The organism is Geobacillus sp. PK12 (assembly GCF_004123125.1).
Lineage (GTDB): Bacteria > Bacillota > Bacilli > Bacillales > Anoxybacillaceae > Geobacillus > Geobacillus zalihae.
On record NZ_SDKL01000003.1, the window covers coordinates 32,641 to 58,474 of the forward strand.

The window sequence follows — 25,834 nt, forward strand, 5'->3', positions numbered from 1 at the left end:
GCAAGCCCCCACTTCAAGCGTTAGCTAAGTGGGGGTAGTTGACACCGGCTGGTCGCAATACGCCGGAACAAAGCGGTATTTTTCCCATCCGTACGTCGCGCCGGAGGTGATTGAAGCGATGCTGGAGCGAGGCGTGCGGACGTTTTTCATCGACGCGCTCAACATCGACCCGCCGGACGGCTCGTCGTTCCGCGCCCACGAACTTATTCTTGGCGCCAACGGGGTGATCGGGGAAAATTTCGTGAACTTCGAGCGAATCGATTTTGATGATCCGTATATTATTGCCCTCCCTCTTTCCTTGCCTGGCTGCGACGGTTCGCCTGTTCGGGCGGTGGCGGTGCAGTGGGCGTAACAAAGAAGGATGATGCAACCAAACGCCCCGCACATGCTTTGCGCGGGGCGCGTCCTTGGGCTATTTGAGCCATTTGATCACTTTCGCCGGGTTTCCGCCAACGACCGCGTTGGCGGGGACATCTTTTGTCACGACCGCCCCTGAGGCGATGACGGCGTTGTCGCCGATCGTGACGCCCGGGTTGATGACGGCCCGCCCGCCGATCCAGACGTTATGGCCGATCACAACCGGCTTTCCGTACTCCAACCCGGAATTTCGTTCGTGCGGATCGAGCGGGTGAGTCGCCGTATAAATGTGCACACCAGGACCAATAAAACAATGGTCGCCGATTCGCACTTCACATACATCCAAAATCACGCCATCAAAGTTCATAAAAAAGTTTTCGCCGACGTGAATGTTATAGCCGTAGTCGCAGCGGAAGTTCGGCTCGATAAACAGCCGTTCTCCCGTTGAACCGAACAGTTCTTTGAGCAGAGCGGTTCGCTTTTCATATTCCGTTTCCAACGTTTCATTATACAAACGAACGAGCCGCCGCGCCCGCTCCCGCTCCTTGACGAGCTCCGGGTCGGCGGGGTTGTACCATTGCCCCGCCAACATCTTTTCTTTTTCGGTTTTCATCGAATCCCTCCAACACTTTATGCATTCGTTTCAAAACTCCATGGAATGATCTTATCGTCCTTCAGAAAAACCGTTCCCTGTCATCGTTTCAATCCGCACGCCTTCCCGATAGTAAGCGTCCATCACATCCTTTGGCACCATGCTTCCGCCTGTCGCCCAGCCAATATGGACGGCGTTTTTCATCTTTTCTTTCAAACCGTTTGCCTCTACGTACGTTTGCCCCGCCAAATCACGAAACAGCCGAACAGGCCCCGCCACCCCTGCCAAGGCGGACGGCTCTAAATAGATTTCCTCCGTTTCAACCATCGCCGCGAGCAAGCGGTAAAGCGTCGCATCGTCCACCGTATAGACGCCGCTGATGACGTTCTCAAGCATGTTTCCCACCAGCCGCGACGGCCGACCCACCGCTAGCCCGTCCGCTTCGGTCTTATTGTCGAGGCCAAAATCTTGCACCGACACGCGGTCGTGCTCTCCTGTCATCAACCCAAGCAGCATGCAAGGCGAATGCGTCGGCTCAGCGAAAAAGCAATGCACATGATCGCCGTACACGAGCTTCAGCCCAAACGTCACCCCGCCCGGACCGCCGCCGACGCCGCAAGGAAGATACACAAAGAGCGGGTGGTTTTCATCAACCGTGATGTTCATGTCCTCTAATTGCTTTTTCAGCCGAAACGCCGCCACCGCATAGCCTAAAAACAGATGGATCGAGTTTTCATCATCGATAAAATACGACGTTGGATCCTCGGCGGACTGTCTTCGCGCCTCTTCCACCACTTTGTTGTAATCAGTGAGATGTTCGATGACGGTGACCCCTTTGCTTCGCAATAAGTCTTTTTTCCATTGTTTCGCATCGGCTGACATATGAACGGTGACGCGGAATCCAAGCTTTGCCCCGATGATGCCGATGCTCAAGCCCAAGTTCCCTGTCGAACCGACGACCAGAGAATAGCGGGAAAAGAATTGCCTGAATTTCTCGCTGTCCATGACCGCATAGTCGTCTCCTATGGTGATCATCCCGTTGGCGAGCGCAAGATCTTCCGCGTGTTTCAACACTTCGTAAATGCCCCCACGCGCCTTGATCGACCCGGAAATCGGGAGATGGCTGTCGCATTTTAGCAACAGCTCCCCCTCAATGTTGGTCTGAAACATCTTTTCTAAACGCTGTTTCATGTTCGGAATCCGGACTAAAGGGGATTCGATGATGCCGTGGGCCGTTCGCGTCTCGGGAAACACTTTTGCGATATAAGGGGCAAAGCGGCGCAATCGTTCTTCCGCCTCCTTGACATCGCGTTCGCGTAAAGGAATCGTTCGAATGGCTTGCGCGAACGCGTGATATTTTGGATTGCGCCAAAACACCTCTTCGGCCGCCATGATCGTTTTAAGCAGCGGGAATTTCTTTATCCACTTTTGGATTTCGTTTTTGGTCATCATGCACCATTCTCTCCCATTCGTGTTTGTCGTTTCGCACCCTGGGCGGATGCCGGTCCAAAGTCCGCTTCATTGTTTGTCGAACCGTTTACCTCCAGTCTCGCGAAAACCGCTTCCATTGTCAATGGGGAGGAAGGAAAATGGGTTGTGGACGACATTCAGGAGTGATCGCCAGCCTTGTCGGAATGGCCAAGCAAGGTGCGATCTGCTTTGAAAAACGCCTGTCTTTCCATTATGATGAAAGAGGCAAACCATATCGTGGAGATGATGATCATGGGCAATCGCCGCGGTTTATCGCTTTTGTTTCTCGTGATGTTTTTGGTCATGGCCGGGTTTGGCATCATTATCCCTGTCCTTCCATTTTACGCAGAAAAAATCGGCGCGACGCCAACGCAGCTCGGCTGGTTGATGGCCGTTTATTCGCTCATGCAATTTTTATTTGCGCCGATGTGGGGGAATTTATCGGACCGCTATGGACGAAAGCCGATGCTGCTTGTCGGCATTTTCGGTTTGGCTCTTTCGTTTTTCTTGCTCGCCGTCGCGACAAAGCTTTGGATGTTGTTTGCCGCTCGCATCATCGGCGGATGTCTATCGGCGGCCACGATGCCGGCCGCTATGGCGTACGTCGCAGATGTGACAACCGAAGAAGGCCGGGGCAAAGGAATGGGGATGATCGGAGCGGCCGTTGGGCTTGGATTCATTTTCGGACCGGGGATCGGCGGCGTGTTCTCGAAAACGAGCTTAACCGCTCCGTTTTGGATGGCAGGCTGCTTGGCGCTCTTGACCGCTCTATTCGTTTTCGTTTTCTTGCATGAGTCGCTTCCGAGAGAAAAGCGAACGAATATACGAACAAAGCGGCCATCGCTTGCGGCCGCCCTCCAAGGGCCTGTAGCGCGCCTATACTTACTGCAGCTGATCACAACGTTTTCCCTCGCTGGACTTGAAGCGACGTTCGCCTATTTTGCCGCTGAACGAGCGGGGCTTTCGTCGACGGAACTTGGCTACATCTTTATGATCATGGGGCTTGCAGGGGCCATCGTCCAAGGAGGGTTGCTTGGAAAACTGATCCGCTCATTCGGGGAAGGCGCTGTCATTCGTGTCGGGCTGTTCTTGTCAGCAGTTGGCTTTTTTCTCATTTTATTCGTTCACAGCTTTTGGACAGCCGCGCTCTATTTAACGATTTTCGGCATTGGAAACGGCGTTATTCGCCCGTGCGTCTCCGCGTTGTTGACGAAATATACGGCGGATGGCCAAGGAAGCGCAACAGGCGTCTTATCATCGTTCGATTCGCTCGGCCGCATCGGCGGTCCGGCGATCGCCGGCTGGTTGTTCACCTTAAAGTCCAGTTTGCCATATGCAGCAGGAATTGCGCTCACATTCATTTCCTTCGCTGTTTTTCAATCGTTTCAACGAGCCATGATGCAAAAAGACTCGGCCCTTTGACACAAGAGGAGGACGGATGTGGACATCCCCTGTTACAGATCAGCGAGAAAGCCCACTCCTTGAGGGGTGGGATGAAATCGAGCCCCGTCTAACCTAGCGCACTGGTCACAGGTGCGCCGCTCATTGGGGTACATCCTAACCCGATGGGACGGGGTGATGACACACCCCTGAATTTGGGCGTTGTCCGAACCAGAAATGGATGAGGACGCGAACGACCCAAGAATCCCACGCCTTTAGGCGTGCGGAGTGTCAAACTCACGCACGGAAGTGAACGTCTTATGCATTGGGGTGATCAAACATCATCATCTGCACAAAGGAGGAGGAGCGCCTTGAACATCGTTCCAACCAAACAGTTGGACCGCGCCATCGTCAACCAATTTTTCAACGACCATTGGGGAAGTCCGCAAATGGTTGTTTCAACCGGCATCTATACCTGCAGCGAGCTGGATGGATTTGCGGCTGTTGAGAACGGTCAGCGGATCATCGGACTGATTACATTCATCATCCGTGGCAGCGAATGCGAGATCATCTCGCTAGACAGCATAATGGAAAACCGCGGCATCGGCAGCGCCCTTTTGCATGAGGCAGAGGCATGGGCGAGACAACAAAGGTGCACGGCTGTTCAACTGATCACTACCAACGACAACTTGCATGCCCTTCGTTTCTATCAAAAGCGCGGCTATCAAATTGTGAACGTCTTTCCCAACGCTGTCGACAAGGCGCGACAAATCAAGCCAAACATTCCGAAAACAAGTCCTGACGGCATTCCTATTCGAGATGAGTTGTTGCTGGTCAAACCACTGGTGTGACACGAGGTGATGATGACGCCGCATCGAAAAAGAAGCACCGGCCTTCTCCCAAGACCGGTGCTTCTTTGTTTTGAACAACCCTCCACCTATGACGCCAGCCGCGAGGAGCGTCAAATTTCGGCGGCGATATGATACATGTAATAGACCCCATAGGCGATGCTGATGAGGGAGACGGTTTTCACGATCCATTGATTCATGACTTGCTGTTTCGCTTTCATCCAAACAAACGGAATCCCGAGAAACGTCGTGAACAGCATCATGCCGATGACCGTTCCTAGGCCAAAAATCAAAATAAAAGCAAGCGCCATCCAAGTTCCTTTGACCGTCGTCATCGTCAACAACACCATTCCGGCGCTGCCGGCCAAACCATGGACGATGCCGATCAATGTCGATTTCACATGTAAATGATGAATATCGCCTTGGTGATGATGATCCAGCCTCATTGTCGAACGGAAACTAGCAATTCCTAGAATAACGATCATGATGCCGACGCCCATTTCGAGATAAGAAGCAATCTGTTCAGGAATTTGCCGCTCAAAGGCGATCATCACCATCCCAACAACGAGCAGCGTCAACGTATGGCCAATTCCCCAAAACATGCCGGCCAGCGATGAAAGGGACAGTTTTTTCGTCCGGCTGGCAATGGTCGAAACGGCAATGACATGATCCGGTTCCGTCGCATGTTTCATTCCAAGCAGCAATCCAAACAAGAGCACAGGCCATATCGTTCCCATTGTCTTCATCCTTTCCCTTCTCAATATTTCCTCCAGCAGACTGGCGCTTTCTCACCGCATTGTTGGCGAATGAACTGTTGGACGCGTTGGAATATCGCTTCGATGACCGATGTTTCATACGCCAATATACGTACAGAAAAGCCTGGAACGGCCGCCGCTGAAAAACCGCAGCGAACCTCTTTCGGCATCTCTTCCATGAATTGGTTGAACTGTTCTAACACTTCCTTTGTGATAAACGGAGAAAGAGCCACGAATGATCCGACATGCGTATAGCCGCCAAGCTGCAGCATGCTCGTTAAGTGCTGCCGCGAGTCCAAGTACAGATGATCAAACAGAACGAGCGCCTCGTCTTGATACACCTTCAGTTTCGAGCGAATCCAATCATAGCGGAACAGCTCGCCGCTTTCCGACCATCCAGGTGTGATGATTTCGCCATAAACGAACGTGGAGCTTGGCGTGATGTACACCGTCGTTTCTTGATAAAAGCGCGCATGCTCATAGGCGATCGTCGGGTCGGGGAAATATTCAAGTACGCTTTGCTCCCCAAGTGACAATCGTGTATACTGCCTTACAGGCGTTGAAGGAGTTTTGTAGATTTTCGCCGCCGACTGGGTCGTCACCATCAACCGGGCGCTGGGCTCGAGGAAGATTTCCATATCATATGAATCCCCATCGACATACCCGCCGCCCACGTGGACAAGATATAACGTCGGATGAGCCGGGTCGAGGTAAACAGGACGCATCAGTTTCAGCGCCCCTTCACTATAGTTGTCCAAAATGACGGTGCGGCCGTTTTTCACGACCGCTGTACATCGCAAACGCCCCGTCCAGCTCATTCTTCCAGCCCTGCCAGCAGCACCTGTTTTTCGATCCAATCCACAACGTCAAAAAGACCAATCTCTTCTTTTAAATTTGTAAAAATGACCGGCTTCGCCCCTCGCGCTGCTTTGGCGTCCCGTTCCATCACTTCCAGACTGGCGCCGACGTAAGGGGCAAGATCGATTTTGTTGATCACGAGCAAATCCGACTTAATCATCCCCTGTCCGCCTTTGCGCGGAATTTTCTCCCCTTGGGCGACGTCGATGACATAAATGGAGAAATCGACCAACTCCGGGCTGAAGGTCGCCGCCAAGTTATCGCCGCCGCTCTCGATCAAAATGAGTTCCACATCTGGATGGCGCCGTTTCAGTTCATCAATGGCCGCAAAATTCATTGATGCGTCTTCGCGAATGGCCGTATGCGGGCACCCGCCCGTTTCGACGCCGATAATCCGATCTTCCGGCAAGACGCTATGTTTGATTAAAAATTGGGCATCTTCTTTTGTATAAATATCATTCGTAATGACCGCGATGCTAAAGCGGCGATGCATCGCCCGCGTCAGCTTCTCGACAAGCATCGTTTTGCCGGCGCCGACCGGGCCGCCGATGCCGATTCGTACCGGTTCCATTCTGGATTCTCCCTTCTCTGTCCTTCTTTCGTTCCACGTCAAACAAGATTTACGACATAAACAATCGAACAGGAAGACGTTCATGCTGCATTTGCGCGATTTCCAAGCCGACGGCTGCCGCCCCGAGCTCCTCTTCGTCGAGCGCCTCGATGATGCTCGCGGCATGAATCAAATATGGCTGCGCCATGACGAGCAGCTTTTGCCCGTCCGTCTGGCCGAGGGGAATGCCGCGAACCGCGTTTTGCACCATCGTTTGTACGGAAGCAAACAAATACGTCAGCACCGTCGTTTGTTTGGCTGCTCCGATTTTGCGGCCAACCGCCGCAAACACAATGGCCGGATGAATGGACCGCGTCGTTTGCACGATCTCATCCAATTCATCGACTCCGTAAATGTCGCGGCACAGTTTCCATAAGCGCCCCCCAATCATTCTCGTTCCTTCTCGCGTTTCCTTCGCCAAGCAGAGAGCAAACAGCGTGTCGTTCAGCCGCCGCAGTCCTTCCATACGGTCGACTTCCAACTGCTCATAGGCGATCCGGCACGCCAATCCATCCGTATACGTCAGCTGGGTCTGAATATAAGCGACAAGCACATCGCCAAACGTTTTGGCATCGCAAATTTGTTCATTGTACATGTATGTTTCAAACCCAAAGGAATGGGAAAATGCTCCAGACGGAAAATTCGAATCGGAGAGCTGCAGCAGCCACAACAACTGTTGGTCAGTCATGGCGATGCCCGATATGGCGGAACGCTTGTTTTACTTTCCGTTTTTCCCTCTTGTACGGGATGCCGAGTTGCTGGAGCAGCTCTTCGACTAAATAGTCGTATTGGACGAGCATTTCCCCTTCCTCGAATTGGGCGGGCAAGTGGCGGTTGCCGAGCTGATGAGCAATCTCCCCCATTTGTTTCATGGAAACAGGCTGGATGACAAGCAAATCATCGGGAAGAACGGATACGACAATGGCATTATGCTCATCCATCCATAACACATCTCCGTCTACCAATTCTTTCGCTTCTTTCAAGCGAATGCCAATCTCCCTCCCATGGTCGGTCACCACCCGCTGAATTCGTTTTACTAAATCATCGCTTGGCATGTACACCCGTTCGATGTGCGGGGGGAGAGAAGAAAGAGCTCGAATGTTGCCGATAACCGTTTCTACAATCATCATCATCACCTCAAAACAGAAAATATCGTTGCGCCATGGCCACAACTTCAGCCGGTTCGCACGTGATGAGCCGCCCATCGACCTTCACTTCATACGTTTGCGGATCGACATCGATTTGAGGCATGGCGTTGTTGAACACCATATCGTGTTTCGTTAACGAACGAATGTTTCCAACCGGTTTGACGATTTTGTGCAATCGCAGTTTGTCAGGGACGCCGCGTTCGAACGCCGCTTTGGACAAAAACGTAATGGACGTTTTCGCGACGGCGGCGCCATAGTTGGCGAACATCGGGCGGTACAGAGCGGGCTGCGGCGTCGGAATGCTGGCGTTCGGGTCGCCCATCACGCTGTAGGCGATCATCCCGCCTTTGATGACGAGCTCAGGCTTGACCCCGAAAAAAGCGGGATGCCAAACGACCAAATCTGCGAATTTTCCGACTTCGACTGACCCGACATACTCCGCGATGCCATGAGTGATAGCCGGGTTGATCGTATATTTGGCTACGTACCGTTTGACGCGGACATTATCGCCTCGCCCCGTTTCCTCCGGCAAGCGGCCAAACTGTTTTTTCATTTTGTCGGCCGTTTGCCACGTGCGCAAAATGACTTCACCGACCCGTCCCATCGCTTGCGAGTCGGAACTGATCATGCTGAAGGCGCCGATGTCGTGCAAAATGTCTTCTGCCGCGATCGTTTCTTTGCGGATGCGCGAATCGGCAAAGGCAATGTCTTCTGGAACGGACGGATCTAAATGATGGCACACCATTAACATATCTAAATGCTCATCGAGCGTGTTTTTCGTATACGGCCGCGTCGGGTTCGTGGAAGAAGGCAAAATGTTCGGGAAGCTGGCGACTTTCATAATATCGGGCGCATGCCCCCCTCCGGCTCCTTCCGTATGGTATGTATGAATGACGCGTCCGTTAATGGCCTTCAGTGTATGCTCGACAAACCCGCCTTCATTCAACGTATCAGTATGAATGGCGACTTGCACATCGTACTCATCCGCCACTCGCAAGCACGCATCAATCGCTGCCGCCGTCGTTCCCCAGTCTTCATGAAGCTTGAGTCCCACCGCTCCGGCGCGCACTTGCTCCGCGATCGGCTCTTTCGCCGACGCGTTGCCTTTTCCTAAAAACCCAAGATTCATCGGGAACGCTTCGGCGGCTTCAAGCATCCGGTAAATGTTCCACTCTCCCGGCGTGCACGTCGTGGCATTCGTTCCGGTCGCCGGTCCGGTCCCGCCGCCAATCATCGTCGTAATGCCGGATGACAGGGCGGTTTCGATTTGCTGCGGGCAAATGAAATGGATATGGGCATCCACTCCTCCAGCGGTCACGATTTTCCCTTCGGCCGCGATCACTTCCGTTGAGGCGCCGATGACAATATTGACGCCGTCCATTAACAGCGGATTCCCCGCCTTGCCGATGGCGGCGATGTTTCCATCTTTGATCCCGATATCGGCTTTGTAAATGCCGGTGTAATCAACGATGACGGCGTTCGTCAACACTAAATCGACCGCTTCGTCGCGGGTTGCGAGCGGATGTTGCCCCATCCCGTCGCGAATCACCTTCCCGCCGCCGAATTTCACTTCATCGCCGTAAACGGTATAGTCATGCTCAATTTCAATCCATAAGTCTGTGTCCGCCAACCGGATGCAGTCCCCGGTCGTCGGTCCAAACATATCCGCGTATTGCCGTCTTGACATGGAAAAACTCATTCTCTTGCCCCCTCCTTCCCGTTGTCATCAAGCGGACCATTGACCATATTGTTTAATCCGTACACCCGGCGCTTGCCGGAGAACGGGACAAGCTCCACTTGCTTCGCATCCCCGGGTTCAAAACGGACCGCTGTCCCGGCTGGGATATTCAAATGTTTTCCGTATGCGGCCTGTCGGTCAAATTCGAGAAACGAATTGACTTCAAAAAAGTGAAAATGGGAACCGACCTGCACCGGGCGGTCGCCGCGGTTTATGACCGTCAGCTTCGTAACCGGCTTTTGCCGGTTGCACACAATCGGTTCGTCGCGCAATCGGTATTCTCCTGGGATCATAAGATCACTCCTTTATCCACCTTCATCGGAATCGGCCGGCGCTATTACGACCGGATCGGCTGGTGGACCGTGACGAGTTTCGTGCCGTCCGGAAACGTCGCCTCGACTTGAATCTCGTCGATCATGTCAGCGACGCCTTCCATCACATCATCGCGCGTCAAAATCGTCGCGCCGTATTGCATCAACTCCGCCACCGTCCGCCCGTCGCGGGCTCCTTCCATCAGTTCATACGTAATGAGCGCCACCGCTTCCGGATAATTTAGCTTCAAGCCCCGCTCTTTCCGGCGGCGCGCCAAATCAGCGGCAACGACGATCAGCAGCTTTTCCTGTTCACGCGGAGTCAGTTTCACTCATCTCTTCCCCCCTCTTGAATGCTCCCGACTATACTCGCAGGTTCAAAAAATCTCTCATTCGCTAACACCGCTGTCTGCTGCTTAAACAGCAAGAAACGATTGAATATAAGTCAAATCAGCCCCATCGACATCCCCTTTCGCCACGACAGCGCCGCGATCCAAAATATAGAAACGATCGGCACAAGAAAACGCCAGCTCCACGTTATGTTCGACCAATATGATGCCAACCTGCTTTTCTTTGGCAATTTTCATAATCACATCATGAATCAACGCAACGATCGAGGGCTGAATGCCTTCCATCGGTTCATCAAGCAAGAGCAGTTTCGGCCGGCCGGCCAACGCGCGGGCAATGGCCAACTGTTGCTGCTGTCCGCCGCTTAAATCCCCTCCTTTTCGCTGGCGCATCTCTTTTAAAATCGGGAACAGCGCGTACATTTCATCAAGGGTCGGCTGGGGACGGACTTTTTCGGCCTGCGCTTCCAGCCCGAGAAGAATATTTTCCTCCACCGTCAACGCCGAAAAAATTTCCCTCCCTTGCGGCACATAGCCGATCCCCGCTCGCGCCCGCCGCTCCGGCGGCCATCGCGTGATATCTTCCCCCTCCCATTCGATGACGCCTGACATCGGGCGAATCAACCCGATGATCGTTTTCATCAACGTCGTTTTGCCAACTCCGTTTCTGCCCAACACCGCCGTCACCCGGCCAAGAGGAACATCCATGTCAACATGATCGAGCACCACACTTCCGTCATAGCCAGCCGTTACATCCCGGAGGCGCAGCACGCGTTTTTCCCCCTTCCAAGGTACACATCGATCACTTGTTCGTTTTGCTGCACTTCATCCATCGATCCTTCGCACAATACTTTTCCTTCATGCATGACTGTCACTTGTTTGGAATAGCGGCGGACAAAGTCCATATCATGCTCGACAATAATGACCGCACAATGTTCGGCCATTTCATGGAGCCATTCCCCCGTGCGCTCCCGCTCCGCCGCACTCATGCCGGCGATCGGCTCATCCAATAGGAGGAGCTGCGGACGCTGAATGAGCTGCATGCCGATTTCCAACCACTGCTTTTGGCCATGAGACAGTGAGCCCGCTAAGCGATGACGTTCATCGAGCAATCCAATTTTCTCTAGCTGTGCCGCCATCATTTCTTTCTCTTCTCCAGTCAACTTCGCCCGCAAAACGGAACGCAGACGCCGATCTTGTCGCATGGCTAACTCCATATTTTCCCATACCGTCAAAAACGGAAAAATGGAAGGGCTTTGAAACTTCCGGGCGATGCCTATTTGCACGATCTCGTATTCCGGCCGTTGCGTGATGTCATGGGAGAAAAACAGCACCCGCCCGTCCGTCGCTCTCGTCCGCCCGCAAATGACATCGAGCAGCGTCGTTTTTCCCGCTCCGTTCGGGCCGATCAAAAACCGCACTTCATGAGGGTAAACCGCGAGATCAACACCTTGCAAAGCGCGAAATCCATCGAAGTCAACGACGACGTCACGACACATCAACACGGGCTTCACATTCATGCCCCCTTTTTTCTTTGATGCGAACGGCAGCGAGCGATTCATAAATGCCCGCCAATCCCTTCGGAACAAACAGCACAACAACGACAAACAAGGCGCCTAACAAAAGCAGCCATAGATCTGGATAATTTTCGCTTAAAAAGCTTTTCGCCGTGTTCATGACGATCGCGCCCATAATCGCGCCCATGAGCGAGTGGCGTCCGCCGACAGCAGCCCACAGCACCATTTCGATTGAAGGAATAATCCCCATCATCTCCGGGGAAATGAGCCCGACTTGCAGGACAAACAATGCGCCTGCCACTCCGGCAAAGGCGGCTGACAAACTATACACAAACACTTTATAGACGGTCGGATTAAACCCTAAAAAACGAACCCGATTTTCAGCGTCGCGAATGGCAATGAGCACTTTTCCTAGCCGACCAGTCGTTAGACGGCGCGTCATAACGAAAATGAGGGCAAGAACAGCTGCTGTCAGCCAATACAACACAATTTGCGTAAGCGGCGATGATAACGAAAAGCCGAACACGGTCGAAAAATTGGTCAAGCCGTTCGTTCCACCCGTCCATTCTTGCTTGCCGATAAACAGCGTAACAAACACGACAACAACCGCCTGGGAAAGGAGAGAAAAATAGACGCCTTGAATCCGATTTTTAAACGTGAAATAGCTTAATAGCGCAGCGAGCAACGTAGGAAGAGCGATCGCAGCGGCGATGGCCACGACAGGATGCGCAAACGGCTTCCAAAACCACGGCAGTTCACGCACGCCGCTCCACTCCATAAAATCAGGCAAATGCCCTTGCGAAGCTTCGAGCTTCAAATACATCGCCATGCAATAAGCACCCAATCCAAAATACACCCCATGGCCGAGGCTCAAAATGCCGGTATATCCCCAAATGAGAGAAATGCCGACCGCCACGATGGCAAAGCAAAGAAATTTGCCGAGCAGGGACAAGCGGAACTCCGTTAAATAAAATGGCGCAAGAAACAAAGCGGCGAAAAACAGCCAGTATCCCCAACGTTTGTTCACGATGCTTCCTCCCCTCAATCGAGCGACCGCGTCCTCAAGCTAAGAAGACCGGACGGTTTCCATTGCAAGAACGCAATAATGAGAACGAACACAATGACTTTGGCGATGGTGGCGCTTGTGGAATATTCGACGAACGTCGAAATCAAACCAATGCCAAACGCTCCCAGCATCGTCCCAGCCAGTTTTCCCACTCCTCCTAAAATGACGACCATAAAAGCATCGACAATATAGTATGTGCCGATCGTCGGCCCGATCGGCCCAAGCAAGGTCAACGCGCATCCCGCCACCCCCGCCAACCCTGAACCGATGGCAAACGAGTAAGCATCGACCTTTTGCGTGGCAATGCCGAGGCAGGCTGCCATCGACCGGTTCATGGTGACAGCCTGAATGCGTCGGCCAGCTCGTGTTTTCATTAAATACATATAGAGAAAGAAAACGATCGCCAACACAAGGCAAAGAATAAACAACCGTTTATACGGAAACACTGCCCCAAACAAGCGGATTCCGCCATCCAGCCAGCTTGGCGGCACAACCGCCACGTTGGGCGCCCCAAAGATAAGGCGGGCGGTCTGTTGCAAAATCAAACTGATCCCCCATGTCGCCAACAAACTGTCCAGCGGGCGGTGGTACAAATGGCGGATCAAGCTTTTTTCCAACCCCCACCCAAACAAGGCAGCGATGAGAAACGACGACGGAATGGCAATGACAAAGTACATCCCCGCTGATTGCGGCGCATGATGGGCAAAGATTTGTTGAATGACGTAGGTTGTGTACGCGCCGACCATCATCAGTTCACCGTGCGCCATATTGATGACGCCCATCAATCCAAAGGTGATCGCCAACCCAATGGCGATCAAAAGCAAAATCGAACCGACGCTCAGCCCGTTGAATAATTGGTCAATGAACATCGCCATCCCCCCTCTCATGTCCGCTGGGCGAGAAGGAAGGACATGCCTTCCTCCCCATGCAACTATTCACTTAATCCTTTCCCCCATGGGTAGCTTTTTAAATACGGATCCGGCTTCACCGGCTGACCGGAATTCCATAACTCTTTGAATTGTCCGTCCGCTTGGATTTCACCAATGCGCACCGTTTTCCATAAATGCTGCGTTTCCCCATCAATTTTCACCGTTCCTTCCGGCGCCTTGTATTCAAGGCCGGCCGCCGCTTTTTTCACTTGATCCACATCAAAGGAGCCGGCTTTTTTCACTGCTTCGGCCCATAAATGAACGGCTGTATACGCCGCTTCAATCGGATCATCGGTCACGCGGTCTTGCCCGTACTTTTCTTTATACTTTTGTACAAACGCCTTATTTTCCGGTGTATCGGTCGTCTGAAAATAGTTCCACACAGCCAAGTGACCAGCCAACACATCCGGCCCGATCCCGCGTATTTCTTCTTCCGCGATGCTGACGGACATCACCGTCACGTCTTTCGGTGTGATGCCAGCGTCTTTCAACTGTTTGAAAAAGGCGACATTGCTATCGCCGTTGAGCGTATTGAAGACGACAGCCGGTTTCACTTGTTTGATTTTGCTGATAATGGTGCTATAATCGGTATGGCCGAGCGGCGTATATTCTTCCCCGACCACTTGTCCACCTTCGGCCTTCAACTGGGCCTTGATGATTTTGTTCGCTGTCCGCGGAAAGACGTAATCCGATCCAAGCAAGAAAAACGTTTTGCCGCGGTTTTTCAGGAGCCAGCTGACCGCTGGAACGATTTGTTGATTCGTCGTCGCCCCAGTGTAAAAGATGTTCGGAGACGACTCCATCCCTTCATATTGCACCGGATACCAAAGCAGCCCGTTGTTTTGCTCCACAACCGGAAGCATCGCCTTGCGGCTCGCCGATGTCCAACCGCCAAAAATGGCGGCCACTTGATCTTTTTGCAGCAATTTTTTCGCCTTTTCGGCAAATGTCGGCCAGTCCGACGCCCCATCTTCCACAACCGGTTCAATTTTCTTGCCGAGCAGCCCCCCAGATGCATTGATTTCCTCGATCGCCATTAACTCGGCATCGCGCAGCGACACTTCACTGATGGCCATCGTTCCGCTCAGCGAATGGAGAATCCCGACTTTGACCGTACCGCCTTCTTTACTAGCCGAAGACGAATCCTTTTTGTTTTCGTTTTTGGCTTGATCAACAGCTGATGACGCCGCACATCCCCCCAGGGCAAAAACGCTGATGCATAAAAGCAACCATAATTTCCGCATGAATGTTGGTTTCATTCGCACACCCTTCCCCCTATTCATTTTGAAAATCAATGAGTCCCTATACCTCGTTCATCTGGCAAAACGGCCTCCCTCCCTTGTTCCTCAAAGGTGATGAGTGATATCCATTTTGTGCAAACCATCTTGAGGATGTGTTCTTGATTAGCAGTGTAAGGCCTAGATATAGTTGATTCAACAACATTGTCATATTTTATTACATATTTTTGTTATATTTATTATCACAAAAATATGCATCATGATTTCTAAACCAATTGATCGCGCCTAAAAACAAAAAACACCCCAAAAAGGCACACATGCGCCTTTTTGGGGCGTCTTTCATTTCGAAAGCGCCAAATCCGCTCCGATGACTCCGACAATTTGACCGTTATGATCCCTAATGGGAGCGGACACCGTGACGCAAAGATGTTTCGTCAATGCCGATACATACGGATCGGAAACATACACTGTTCCTCTACAAGCTTCCTGAAACCACGACCGGACTTTGGCGTTGACCAAGCCCGCCGGCGGATTCGAATAGACAAACGCCCCATCAAGACGATTCGACCAGACAGCCTCAATCTCTCCATTCTCAGATAAAAATCGATCCAGCACGCGTTGATGCATGGCCTCATCCATTTGTTCCAACGGAGCTGACTGAAGCAAAGCCGATAGTTTCTGAATCGTGTTTTTCACGACCGCATCATCGACAGCAATCGTTTCCCTCATCCAATCACGCCCGACCGTTTGCTGCAGCTCCTCCGCTGTCTTTTGCAGCGCTTCGTTAATGCGTAAAATCTGTCCGACGCTCTCGTGCTGTTCGTTCATATCCGCCGTCACTCGCTCGACAAACCGTTGATTTTCCCGGCTCAATTGCACGATTTCTTCTAGGAGAACGGCGATTTCTTTCACGCTGTCCGACTGTCCAGACGCTGACCGGACAGAAGAGGAGACGAGGTCCGTCATATCATTCAGCTGTCGATGCAGCGAATGAAGGAACGACATAATCGCTTCCATTTCTTTCTCTTCGACATCGATTTGCTTTGTTTCTTCGCGAACGATATCGGTTGTCGCTGCGATTTCGCGTTGAATAAGGGACAAAATATCCTGTGTTTGCTGGACAGCTTCCGACGTTTGATTCGCCAACATGCCGATTTCCCGCGCGACGACCGCAAACCCGCGCCCATGTTCTCCCGCACGAGCCGCCTCAATATTGGCATTGAGCGACAAAATTTTCGTTTTCTGCGAAATCTCGCCGATCGCCGATATAATTTGATTGATGCGTTGAGAATGATGAACGAGGTGATTCATTTGTTTCAACAACGTTTCATGTTGGGAGCGCAATGCTCGAATTTCCTTTTGCAACGTTTCTAATGAATTCCATGAATGCAACCATTGTTCAGAAAACTGCCGGCTGCTTGCATGAATGTCGTTTGAAGAGGCAGCAATGTCTTTCGCCGCTTCCTCGATTGCCCGCATTTTTTTCGCCACTTTTTCTGTATACTCCACCGTTTTCTCGCTATGGTCCATCAGCTCTGCCGCACTATTCCGGCTTGAATCGGAAATGTCATTCAGCGAAAGTGCCGCCATCTTCATCTGTTCCATCGCTGCTTTGAGCTGATCAACCGCCACAACAATTTGCCTTGCAATTTGTTGCGGTCCTCCCTGCGTTTCCTCACGTCGAGGCTGATCCAGTTCGCGCTTTATTTTTCGTTCCGCACGTCTCGCAAAAATCAACAGGCGTCACTCCTTATGTCATTTTTTATTACATAATTATAATATAAAATATAACAAAAGGACATATAAAAATAAGACGCCCGTTCTCCTAAAAAACAGGCGTCTTGCATTGGAAAGGCTAGAGGACCATATTCAATAACAAAATGAAGACAAACGCCACCACCGAAATAATCGTTTCCATGACTGTCCATGTCATGAGCGTTTCTTTCACCGTCATGCCGAAATATTCTTTGATCATCCAGAAGCCGGAGTCATTGACGTGCGACAAGATCAACGAACCCGCGCCGGTCGCCAAGACAAGCAGTTCCATATTCGTTCCCGGCATGGTAGCCGCGATGGGGGCAACGATGCCGGCAGCGGTCATCATCGAGACGGTCGCCGATCCCGTCGCTACGCGAATGAGCGCCGCAATGCCCCAGCCTAACAGGAGCGGAGAGAAGTGCGAGTGTTTCGCCACTTCCGCGATTTGTTCGCCGATGCCGGAATCAAGCAGCACTTTATTGAATGCGCCGCCCGCCCCGATGACAAGCAGGATGTTCGCGACCGGGCCGAGGCAGTCGTTGGCGAATTTCAGCACGGCATCGCGGTTGAAGCCGCGGGCGTAGCCAAGGCTGAAGAACGAATAAACCGTCGCGATCAAGAGCGCAACAATCGGGTCGCCGATAAAACGCAGCACTTTCGCTGCTTCCGACTTTTGATCAAGCGTGACATTGGCGATGGAAGCAACCAACATCAAAATGACCGGAAGCAAAATCGTGAACAGCGTATTGCCAAAGCCAGGGAGTTCACGTGCTTCTTTATGCTGCACAAGCTGTTCGGCAATCTCCGCCGGCACTTTTTTATACAGGCGCGAGCCAATCCATTTTCCGTACAGCGGCCCAGCAATGATCGCCGTCGGCAGACCGACGATGATTGAATAGAGAATCGTCTTTCCGACATCCGCCTTAAAAATGCCGACTGCCGCCATCGCGGCTGGGTGCGGCGGGACAAGCCCATGCACGACAGACAAACCAGCGACAAGCGGAATGCCGATCGTCACAAGTGAAATGCCCGTTTCCATCGCGATCGTAAAGACGAGCGGAATAAGCAAGACAAACCCGACTTGGAAAAAGACCGGAATGCCGACTAAAAAGGCGACGACCATCATCGCCCAATGGACGCGTTTTTGGCCAAAGCGGTCGATCAACGTTTTCGCAATGCGCTCGGCGCCGCCTGATTCGGCCATCATTTTGCCGAGCATCGTCCCGAGCGCCAAGACGATCGCCAAAAAGCCGAGCGTGTTGCCAAGCCCCGCCTTGATCGAGTCAATGATGCCCGGCGTTTCCGGAGACGGCGCGATAAGCGGCATGCCCATCGCCAGTCCGACGCCGACGGACACTAAAATGAGTGCGACAAACGGATGCATTTTCGCCATAGTAATGAGCAATAATAACACGATAATAGCAGCAACAACAATGGCGATTTCCATCACAAGCTCCCCCTTTATCTTTGAGATAAATCGATTTAGTGAACAAAGCAAACGTTTTCAGATCTTTGAAGGAAAGGGCTAAATCGATTTAGCGCCCGATCATAGCCAGCTAAATCGATTTAGTCTTCCTCCCTTTACCCACTCCGCCGCTGAAACGCAGCGATGATGTCAAATTCCTCTTTCAATCGCTCATACAAGCGGGCATACAAATCAAACAGTTCAGCGTAAAGGAGCGTATGTTCTTCCTTCGGTTCATGACGGGCTGTCGTGTCGATCCACGTTTTCACCGTTTCGAGCGACGGCAGCTCGCCTAACGCGTAAAGCGCCACCGCAGCCGCCCCCAGCGCCGACGCCTCGTGCGTCTGCGGCACGATGAGCGGTTTGCCGAGCATATCAGAAAGCATTTGCCGCCAAAACGGCGATTTGGCAAATCCGCCTGAGACGCGGATTTCCGACATCGGCCCCGTGACATCGCGAATGGCCAAAGCGACAGACAAAATGCTGAAGCAGACGCCTTCCATGACAGCGCGGATGAAATGCTCGCGCTTATGATGAAGGCCGAGGCCGAAAAATGTCCCGCGCGCATTCGCGTTCCAATGCGGCGCCCGCTCGCCTGACAAAAACGGCAAAAACACAAGCCCTTCCGCCCCCGGCGGGACGCGTTCCGCGTATTTCGTCAACAAGTCATACGGATCCATGCCGAGCTTTTTCGCCACTTCCCGCTCCTGGGCGCCGAACTCGTCGCGCAGCCAGCGAAGCAAAATTCCGCCGTTGTTCGTCGGTCCGCCGACGACCCAATAGCCGGGCGTCAACGCATAACAAAACGTCCGCCCTTTTTCATCGGTCGTCGGTTTTGCCGCAATCGTCCGCACCGCCCCGCTCGTTCCGATCGTGATGGCCGCTTCACCTGGGAGCACCGCCCCGACGCCGACGTTGGCGAGCACGCCGTCGCTCGCCCCGATGACAACAGGCACATCCGAAGCGACTCCCATTTTTTCCGCCCATTCTCTTCTCATCCCAGTCATGATGTGAGTGGCGGGAACGAGCTGCGGAAGTTGCTCGCGGCGAATGCCGACAAGGGCGAGCGCCTCCTCGTCCCAATCGAGCGTGTCCAACCGGAATAAACCCGTCGCCGATGCCATGGAATGGTCGGCGACATAGTCACCGTACAGGCGATACAGCACATAATCTTTCACCGACACAAACCGCCGTGCTCGCTGAAATACGTCCGGCTGCTCTTCCTTGAGCCAAAGCAATTTCGATAGCGGCGACATTGGATGGATCGGCGTGCCCGTCCGCCGATAAATGGCAAGCCCGTTTTGCTCTTTCAACAGCCGCTCCGTTTGAGCCACGCTTCGGTTGTCCGCCCAGATGAGGAGGCGGGTGAGCGGCCGCCCCGACTCGTCAAGCGCCATAATCGAGTGCATCGCCGCACTCAAGCCCATCGCTTTCACTTGCGCTGGGCGGATGCCGTGGCGGATCGTCACCGCCCCGACCGCTTGAACGACCGCCGCGAACAGTTCATCGGGATCCTGCTCGGCAAACCCCGGATGCGGCTGGATGATCGGATAGTCGACAGCGTGAGAAGCCAGCACCTTCCCCCGCCCGTCAAACACGACCGCTTTCGTACTTGTCGTCCCAATATCAATCCCAATGACGACGTCCCCGTGAATCGCCATCGTTTCTCCTCCCTTCTTCATGCCTTCCCCCGCCTGATCGATGTCCGTTCCATCAATGTCGGGGAGAAACGAAATACGCGCGGACCGTCGGCTTTTTTCGCTTTCATTTGTTCAAACACGCGCTCAGCTGCTTTTTTCCCCATCGCAAACGTCGGCTGGGCGATCGTCGTCAGCGCCGGCGTGTAAATGTCGGCAAACGGTACATCATCGATGTTGATGATCGCCACCTCATCCGTCACACGAACCCCTGCGTCTTTCACAAACCGCAAAACCCCCATCAACGTCAAGTCGTTGATCGCAAACAAGGCGTTCGGCCGCTCCGATTCCATGAACCGCTTCTTCAGCTCCCCAGGCAGCGCGGCAGGTTCAGCGGCGATGACGTTTTGATCGCCAACTTCAAATCCCCTTTTCTCCATGGCCGCCCGAAACCCTTCCAACCGCTCCATCCGCGGCACGTTGTAAGGGACAAGCGGAGGGGTGACAATAGCGATGCGCCGATAACCGTTGGAAGCGAAATAATCGACTGCCATCTCCGCGGCAGCGAAGTTATCCAGAAGCACGCTGTCCGCCTCCACTCCCGGCACCATCCGGTCGACAAACACAAGCGGAAACTGTTCCTCGACAAGACGGCGGTAGACGTCCTCGTTCTTTCCTGTCGGAAACACGATCAGCCCGTCCACTTGCTTCGCCAGCAGCGTATCGACATATGTTTTCTCCTTGTCCGGATCATCGCCGGAATTGCAGACAATGACTTGAAACCCGCGCTTTTGGCATTCCTCTTCAATGGCGTGCAGCACTTGCGTTGTCATCATATGAAGCATATTAAAAACAATCACGCCAATGGTCGCTGTCGTCTTTTGCTTCAAACTGCGGGCGATGATGTTCGGCTGATACCCAAGCTCTTCGATCGCCTCAGCGATGCGCTTTCTCGTTTCCTCACTCATATATTCATAGCGTTTATTCAAATATTGCGACACGGTGCTTTTCGAAACGTTGGCCAATTTCGCGACATCGGCCATCGTTACTTTTTTCAAAAGGGATCCCTCTCTCGTACTAAATCGATTTAGTTCAAAAGCGTTTTCATAAACCGGTTTAGCTTTATTATAAACCAAGTGAAAGCGGTTTACAATAGTTTTTGTTTGAAATCTAAAAATCAATGAATGGTATACGGCCGTGACAGCTTGCCGATCGAGTGATGTCATTCCGCCCGAATGGATCGCGCCAAACGGCTTCATAGATTGTACTTTCATTTTGCACTAAGCAATGCATTGATTCATTTTTATGAACAAATACCTATTTTTACCTGTCGTTTGTTTTAGTATTTTCTACATTATCGTTTGGCGTTTCTGAAACATCTGTGAAAGCCGCAGAAGAACATAATGAGTTTATTAGAGCTTCACAAGCACAATTGTATACCGATACCAATTAACAAAAAGGAGAATGGGACATGCTGACTACCATGACGTCTATTTTAGGCTACCTTTTTATAGGTGTCGTTATTTTAGCTGTTTTTATGGTTTATGAACCTCTCCTACTTACAGAAGTAGGAGTTTCCTGTTTTCCCTTCGGGGTGGATGCACGATAGACTGGTTGGCAGCCTATCTGCAGGCAACGCCTGGCATCGGTCTCGTTGGGAACGACAGGCAACATGAGTATCATCGATACTCATGGGCGGGAACTCGCCATCTACGACTTCTTGCTTATGCAATCCGTCGATACGTAAACGGTTTGACCGTAAATTCCAACGGGCGAATTTCGCCATAATATACTTTGGCAAATAAATTCATTGCCCCATGGATATCACGGTGTTGTTTGTATCCGCATTGACATGTATAATTTCTAGAAGAAGATGTATTCTTCTTCCCGCAAACAGGGCATGTTTGCGATGTGTAACTTTCATCTTTTTTCTCTATTTCAATGCCTTCGGCATTCAATTTGTATTTGAGATAATCAAATAGTTTTCCAAACGACCAATTGGATAATTTCTGATTGGTCTTTTTGTTTCGTTTCTTTTTCGTGTTCCGTTGCACTCCTTCGACATCCCCAATGACCACTTCTTTCACTTGGTTTTCCAAACACCAACGAACAAATTGTCTCGTGGTTTTATGCAACGCATCTTTGAGTTGCACTTCACTCTTACTTAATACGTATTGTTTCGCCCGATTGTACTTTTTCCATTGTTTGGAGCCTTTTTTGCAACGGGACATCAACTTTTGAAGTTCTTTTAATTTTTTGTTTCTCAACCGATGAATGCTTCTTATTTTTCGTCCTGTGATAATGAGGCTTTCCCCATTTTCACAAACGGCTGCGATGGTGTGAATTTCCCCTGAGTCAATAGCGACACGGTTTTGATTTTTATTCTCTTTTGGTTCTTTTCCATCTTCATACGATAAACAAAGCCACAAACCACGGTCATAGACCAACTCGATTTCTTTCACTTGACCCTTTGGAATTTGTTCTTTATCCATTTTCACCACCAAAGGAGATTGTCTTTTTCGATTCCAAATTCCTAGCGACAGTTCCAACGTTCCGTCTTCACGCAAAACAAATCCATCTTTTGCCCATTTCGTGTTGAAGTGTTTTTTCTTTTTGTATGGATATTTGATTTTTTCCCCTTTTTTCCGTGCTTCTTTTGCCCCATCACGGGCAAAGATATATTTATGCACAACGGCTTGGATGCTTTGGCTGTGGATAGGAAAACGACCTTTTGTTGCTTTTTGCAGTTCCGTTTTGGTTATCCATTTTCCTGTTTTCAAATGATGTTCTTTTGCCAAACGAATGCATTCGTTCCAAACTTCTGCGGAGATGCGATTGCATTCAAATAGTTTTTGGATAACTTCTTTCTTTGCCCGAAAACGGGTTTTCAGCGTTCGATACATGGTTTCACCTCCTATGTTTATTGTATTCTATTGTCATCCAAAAAAGAAAGAGAAAAACAGAAAAACCGAACGCCATTCATCCCCCACCTATAGAGGTGGAGGACTTCTGGCTAATTTATGTTAAATTCGTGAGAAAACGGTAAAAAATTAGAAGACTGATCATAAAAGAAAAACGCCGTTCATAAATCGAAAAAGTTCCCAAAACACGGCGTTTCCAAAAACCTCCCCTGGGAACGAAACGTCCGAAGGCTCTAACAAGACGGCCGCCGCCCTTTATGAGGGATTTGACGCCATTGCGGGCGGCGACGTTCGCTCTAGCCAGGGGGCATCCGACTTACTGCCTCACCTTTTCAATCGTCTCGACCGGCAGCCCAGTCAGTTCGTGAATCGTGTCGACATCGTACCCTTTCGCCAGCATTCTCTTCACCACGTCGAGCTTCCCTTCCTCGATCCCTTGTTGGCGTCCTTGCTTCATCCCCTGTTCGATTCCTTGTTGGATTCCCTTTTCCATCCCCCGCTGTTCGTATGAGACGATGAGTTCCATCACACGCTTTGCTTCCTTCGTCTCCATTTGGCTCACCTCGTGTCGCAGTTGGATTTCCTCCTCTTCGGATAACCGCAAATACGTCTCGAAAAAACCGAACAACAGCCGCTGTTTCGCTTCATCCAGCTCAAGGCGGACGAGCATGCGCAAAAATTCCTTTTTCACGTCGACTTTCTCATCTTCATTATACCCCATTTTGCTTAGCAAGGCAGCGGCGACAGGGTTGGCATGGCGGATGTACGCGCGCCACGGCAGTTTGCATAGCTCCACCGTCAAAAAGCGGAAGTCAAGAACGGTCAAAAACGGAAACTGCATGACCAATGAGGAAGGTTCGTCGTATTGTTCGTCATAGCTGAAGATGGCGATCGGGAGAATGCGGCGGCGGTATTTTTGAAACAAGCGGCTGAAGTAGAGGAACATTCGCTCGGGGAAGGTCCGCTGGGTGTAGCTTTGATGCTCGACATGGACAATGACGAGCCCGTCTTCCCCTTTCACCTTTGTTTCGACCAACAAGTCGACGCGGTGCTTCTCTCCGGCCGTCACATCGGTGAACAGTTCCTCGGAGAGGAAAGAGAGATGGTGAACGTCAATGTACTCGTACACGTCGGGAAAGAAAAGAAGCAAAAACTCCTCAAAAAATGTCGACAGCAGCTCTTTGAACAACCGGTCATGGTCAATTCGCTTCTTCGCCACGTTTTCCCTCCCTGCAATGTCGGATTCACCGTACTGTATTCGCCCTTCGCGGCCGAATTCCTTCTTGTTTCCCCCCGCGTTTTTTTGGCATGTGCCATTTCGCATTTGTCCTTTTCCTATGTCGAGCGGTAAAACAAGCTGAACTCAGCGGTGGTTCAGCTGTGGCAGGAGACAGTTTCAGTTCCTCATGGGTACGATAAAAACGTTCATCATCGTTGACGGGTTCCATCGGTACACGATTTTGTTTCAATCCCTCATAGGTACGATAAAAACCAAAACCAGAGCGATTGTTTATCTTAAAACACGAAGGTTTCAATCCCTCATAGGTACGATAAAAACTGTGCGTATACCTCCATGTGGGAGCGCTGCTGGTGTTTCAATCCCTCATAGGTACGATAAAAACAGAAATAAGGAGATGGTAATAATGAAAGGTGTATTTGTTTCAATCCCTCATAGGTACGATAAAAACCCAAACCATACGCATCAAATCAAGCTTTTTCTCTCTGAGCTGTTTTCAGAATATCACGTTTCAAAAATTCTGTCAATACGGTCTAGCCGCGTTGGCTGTAGGAGTTTGACGCAAAAAAACATTGTCGTCGATCCCCCGGGATTTTTGCACGATTGGAGGTCGACGACAACTTGCCCCCGTTTTCATCCGCCAATCGGAAACAGCAGACGGGCCGCATATACTGTGCCTGTCACGGTAATGGCGCTCAACAAGGTCGACACCAGCACTGCCTGGGCGGCGTAATCGGGGTGGCAGTCATACTCGAGCGCATACAGCGCCGTATTGCGTGAACATGGATACGAACTGGCAATGAGCAATGCCTGAGCCGTCACACCATCCATTCCTAATAGAAAGATCAAAGACCCAGCCAACAGCGGCGACAATATCAAGCGCCCGAACACACTCACATACACAAGCGGCGGCAAGGCAGTAAACCGAGCGTAGGCGATTTGCGCTCCCAACGTAAAGAGGGCGATGGCTAAAAACGCATCGGCGACCCGCTGAAGCGGCGTCCATAAAAATGATGGGATCGGGACGTGGAGCCATCGGCAGACCACGCCAAGCAACAGCGCGTGAAGGACGGGATTTTTCCATATCTCCGCAGTCCATTTCTCCCTTTTTCCATTCCCGGATACGAACCGATATACCCCATATGTATTCGTCAAGAAATTTTGAAAGATCGTCACCATAATTTGAATCGTCGCCCCGAGCGGATGTTGATGAAATACAAGCTGACTGACCGGGATGCCGAAATTACCTGAGTTGTTCAACACAATGGTGTTTTGAAATACGGCTGACAAACTCCGTTCTAATTTGAACAACTTGGCCATCATCATACTCAAAACGATCAGTCCGCTGTTTTGCAACAAGAGAAATGCTAAGATGGCCGCCAACACCTTTCCATTCAACTCACTGTCATACACGTTGATGAATGCGACTGCCGGCAACAGGACGTACATGTTCAATTTGGATAACGTATTGAGGTCAAGATGAAAGAAGCGGTGAAGCCCTGCCCCCAAGCCGACAATCAATAACATCGGAACCATCACTTGCAATAAAATGCCGCTAAAAACAGCCAAGACGCTCTCCTCTCTTTCTTTCTCCATATAATGGATGTTTCATTTTTGAAAATCTATAAGGCTGGTGAAAAACAACTGATTTC

At 51.3% G+C, this 25,834-nt stretch carries 24 protein-coding genes, 1 pseudogene and 1 CRISPR repeat array; of the genes and pseudogenes, 3 read left to right on the forward strand and 22 right to left on the reverse strand.

The genetic code is table 11. From position 1 onward, the window contains the following. Positions 1 to 43: 43 nt before the first annotated feature. Positions 44 to 352, forward strand: a pseudogene (locus tag ETR37_RS19715) (cyclase family protein); the annotation flags it as partial. Positions 353 to 412: 60 nt separating this feature from the next. Here ETR37_RS19715 and ETR37_RS02630 read toward each other — a convergent pair. Further along, the gene (locus tag ETR37_RS02630; protein ID WP_129446869.1) at positions 413 to 970 is read right to left on the reverse strand and encodes a sugar O-acetyltransferase; all 558 of its coding nucleotides are present in this window, start codon (positions 968 to 970) and stop codon (positions 413 to 415) included. A 51-nt stretch (positions 971 to 1,021) separates the two neighbouring features. After that, positions 1,022 to 2,401 carry a D-serine ammonia-lyase gene (locus tag ETR37_RS02635; protein WP_129446870.1) on the reverse strand — a complete coding sequence of 460 codons (1,380 nt, stop codon included), beginning with the start codon at positions 2,399 to 2,401 and terminating at the stop codon, positions 1,022 to 1,024. Between the two features lie 270 nt (positions 2,402 to 2,671). On the opposite strand from ETR37_RS02635, the gene ETR37_RS02640 reads away from it, so the two are divergent. Further along, the gene (locus tag ETR37_RS02640) at positions 2,672 to 3,841 is read left to right on the forward strand and encodes an MFS transporter (RefSeq protein ID WP_129446894.1); all 1,170 of its coding nucleotides are present in this window, start codon (positions 2,672 to 2,674) and stop codon (positions 3,839 to 3,841) included. A gap of 329 nt (positions 3,842 to 4,170) precedes the next feature. Further along, entirely contained in the window at positions 4,171 to 4,650 is a 480-nt protein-coding gene (locus tag ETR37_RS02650) for a GNAT family N-acetyltransferase (protein ID WP_011231410.1), read from the forward strand. A 110-nt stretch (positions 4,651 to 4,760) separates the two neighbouring features. On the opposite strand, the gene ETR37_RS02655 is transcribed toward ETR37_RS02650, so the two are convergent. The 20 genes from ETR37_RS02655 to ETR37_RS02750 form a co-directional block, all read right to left on the reverse strand. After that, positions 4,761 to 5,384, reverse strand: a complete 624-nt coding sequence (locus tag ETR37_RS02655; protein ID WP_129446871.1) for an urease accessory protein UreH — start codon at positions 5,382 to 5,384, stop codon at positions 4,761 to 4,763. Positions 5,385 to 5,404: 20 nt separating this feature from the next. Further along, entirely contained in the window at positions 5,405 to 6,220 is an 816-nt protein-coding gene (locus ETR37_RS02660) for an urease accessory protein UreD (RefSeq protein WP_094238789.1), read from the reverse strand. After that, positions 6,217 to 6,831 (reverse strand): urease accessory protein UreG, encoded by a 615-nt coding sequence (gene ureG, locus ETR37_RS02665; RefSeq protein WP_011231413.1) that lies wholly within the window; start codon positions 6,829 to 6,831, stop codon positions 6,217 to 6,219. The genes ETR37_RS02660 and ureG overlap by 4 nt, the downstream gene beginning before the upstream one ends. A gap of 49 nt (positions 6,832 to 6,880) precedes the next feature. After that, on the reverse strand, positions 6,881 to 7,558 hold the full coding sequence (locus tag ETR37_RS02670; RefSeq protein WP_129446872.1) for an urease accessory protein UreF: 678 nt from the start codon (positions 7,556 to 7,558) through the stop codon (positions 6,881 to 6,883). After that, the gene (gene ureE, locus ETR37_RS02675) at positions 7,551 to 7,997 is read right to left on the reverse strand and encodes an urease accessory protein UreE (RefSeq protein WP_020960052.1); all 447 of its coding nucleotides are present in this window, start codon (positions 7,995 to 7,997) and stop codon (positions 7,551 to 7,553) included. The genes ETR37_RS02670 and ureE overlap by 8 nt, the downstream gene beginning before the upstream one ends. Positions 7,998 to 8,007: 10 nt before the next feature. Beyond that, a complete protein-coding gene (ureC, locus tag ETR37_RS02680; protein ID WP_129446873.1) occupies positions 8,008 to 9,717 on the reverse strand; it encodes an urease subunit alpha in 1,710 nt (569 codons plus the stop codon). Then, on the reverse strand, positions 9,714 to 10,049 hold the full coding sequence (locus tag ETR37_RS02685; RefSeq protein WP_015375019.1) for an urease subunit beta: 336 nt from the start codon (positions 10,047 to 10,049) through the stop codon (positions 9,714 to 9,716). Before ETR37_RS02685 ends, ureC begins: the two co-directional genes overlap by 4 nt. A gap of 44 nt (positions 10,050 to 10,093) precedes the next feature. Then, entirely contained in the window at positions 10,094 to 10,399 is a 306-nt protein-coding gene (gene ureA / locus ETR37_RS02690) for an urease subunit gamma (protein ID WP_020755308.1), read from the reverse strand. Between the two features lie 84 nt (positions 10,400 to 10,483). After that, positions 10,484 to 11,185 (reverse strand): urea ABC transporter ATP-binding subunit UrtE, encoded by a 702-nt coding sequence (urtE, locus tag ETR37_RS02695; protein ID WP_050367341.1) that lies wholly within the window; start codon positions 11,183 to 11,185, stop codon positions 10,484 to 10,486. Beyond that, a complete protein-coding gene (gene urtD, locus ETR37_RS02700; protein ID WP_015375021.1) occupies positions 11,164 to 11,928 on the reverse strand; it encodes an urea ABC transporter ATP-binding protein UrtD in 765 nt (254 codons plus the stop codon). The genes urtE and urtD overlap by 22 nt, the downstream gene beginning before the upstream one ends. Beyond that, the gene (gene urtC, locus ETR37_RS02705) at positions 11,903 to 12,961 is read right to left on the reverse strand and encodes an urea ABC transporter permease subunit UrtC (protein WP_129446895.1); all 1,059 of its coding nucleotides are present in this window, start codon (positions 12,959 to 12,961) and stop codon (positions 11,903 to 11,905) included. The genes urtD and urtC overlap by 26 nt, the downstream gene beginning before the upstream one ends. Before the next feature lie 11 nt (positions 12,962 to 12,972). Further along, entirely contained in the window at positions 12,973 to 13,872 is a 900-nt protein-coding gene (gene urtB / locus ETR37_RS02710; protein ID WP_129446874.1) for an urea ABC transporter permease subunit UrtB, read from the reverse strand. Between the two features lie 56 nt (positions 13,873 to 13,928). After that, complete coding sequence (urtA, locus tag ETR37_RS02715) at positions 13,929 to 15,185, reverse strand: urea ABC transporter substrate-binding protein (protein WP_081133148.1); 1,257 nt, start codon at positions 15,183 to 15,185, stop codon at positions 13,929 to 13,931. A gap of 318 nt (positions 15,186 to 15,503) precedes the next feature. Next, entirely contained in the window at positions 15,504 to 16,901 is a 1,398-nt protein-coding gene (locus ETR37_RS02720; RefSeq protein ID WP_129446875.1) for a methyl-accepting chemotaxis protein, read from the reverse strand. A 118-nt stretch (positions 16,902 to 17,019) separates the two neighbouring features. Continuing rightward, the gene (locus tag ETR37_RS02725; protein WP_129446876.1) at positions 17,020 to 18,369 is read right to left on the reverse strand and encodes a GntP family permease; all 1,350 of its coding nucleotides are present in this window, start codon (positions 18,367 to 18,369) and stop codon (positions 17,020 to 17,022) included. 134 nt (positions 18,370 to 18,503) lie between these two features. Then, the gene (gene gntK / locus ETR37_RS02730; RefSeq protein WP_060788313.1) at positions 18,504 to 20,048 is read right to left on the reverse strand and encodes a gluconokinase; all 1,545 of its coding nucleotides are present in this window, start codon (positions 20,046 to 20,048) and stop codon (positions 18,504 to 18,506) included. A 17-nt stretch (positions 20,049 to 20,065) separates the two neighbouring features. Then, a complete protein-coding gene (locus tag ETR37_RS02735; RefSeq protein WP_129446877.1) occupies positions 20,066 to 21,082 on the reverse strand; it encodes a LacI family DNA-binding transcriptional regulator in 1,017 nt (338 codons plus the stop codon). A 666-nt stretch (positions 21,083 to 21,748) separates the two neighbouring features. Next, entirely contained in the window at positions 21,749 to 22,927 is a 1,179-nt protein-coding gene (locus ETR37_RS02740; protein WP_047818363.1) for an RNA-guided endonuclease InsQ/TnpB family protein, read from the reverse strand. A gap of 334 nt (positions 22,928 to 23,261) precedes the next feature. Further along, positions 23,262 to 24,164 (reverse strand): Rpn family recombination-promoting nuclease/putative transposase, encoded by a 903-nt coding sequence (locus ETR37_RS02745; RefSeq protein ID WP_063167339.1) that lies wholly within the window; start codon positions 24,162 to 24,164, stop codon positions 23,262 to 23,264. A 174-nt stretch (positions 24,165 to 24,338) separates the two neighbouring features. Beyond that, positions 24,339 to 24,633: a CRISPR direct-repeat array (repeat unit 30 nt; unit sequence GTTTCAATCCCTCATAGGTACGATAAAAAC). A gap of 182 nt (positions 24,634 to 24,815) precedes the next feature. Continuing rightward, on the reverse strand, positions 24,816 to 25,751 hold the full coding sequence (locus tag ETR37_RS02750; protein ID WP_129446878.1) for an AEC family transporter: 936 nt from the start codon (positions 25,749 to 25,751) through the stop codon (positions 24,816 to 24,818). Positions 25,752 to 25,834 lie beyond the last annotated feature (83 nt).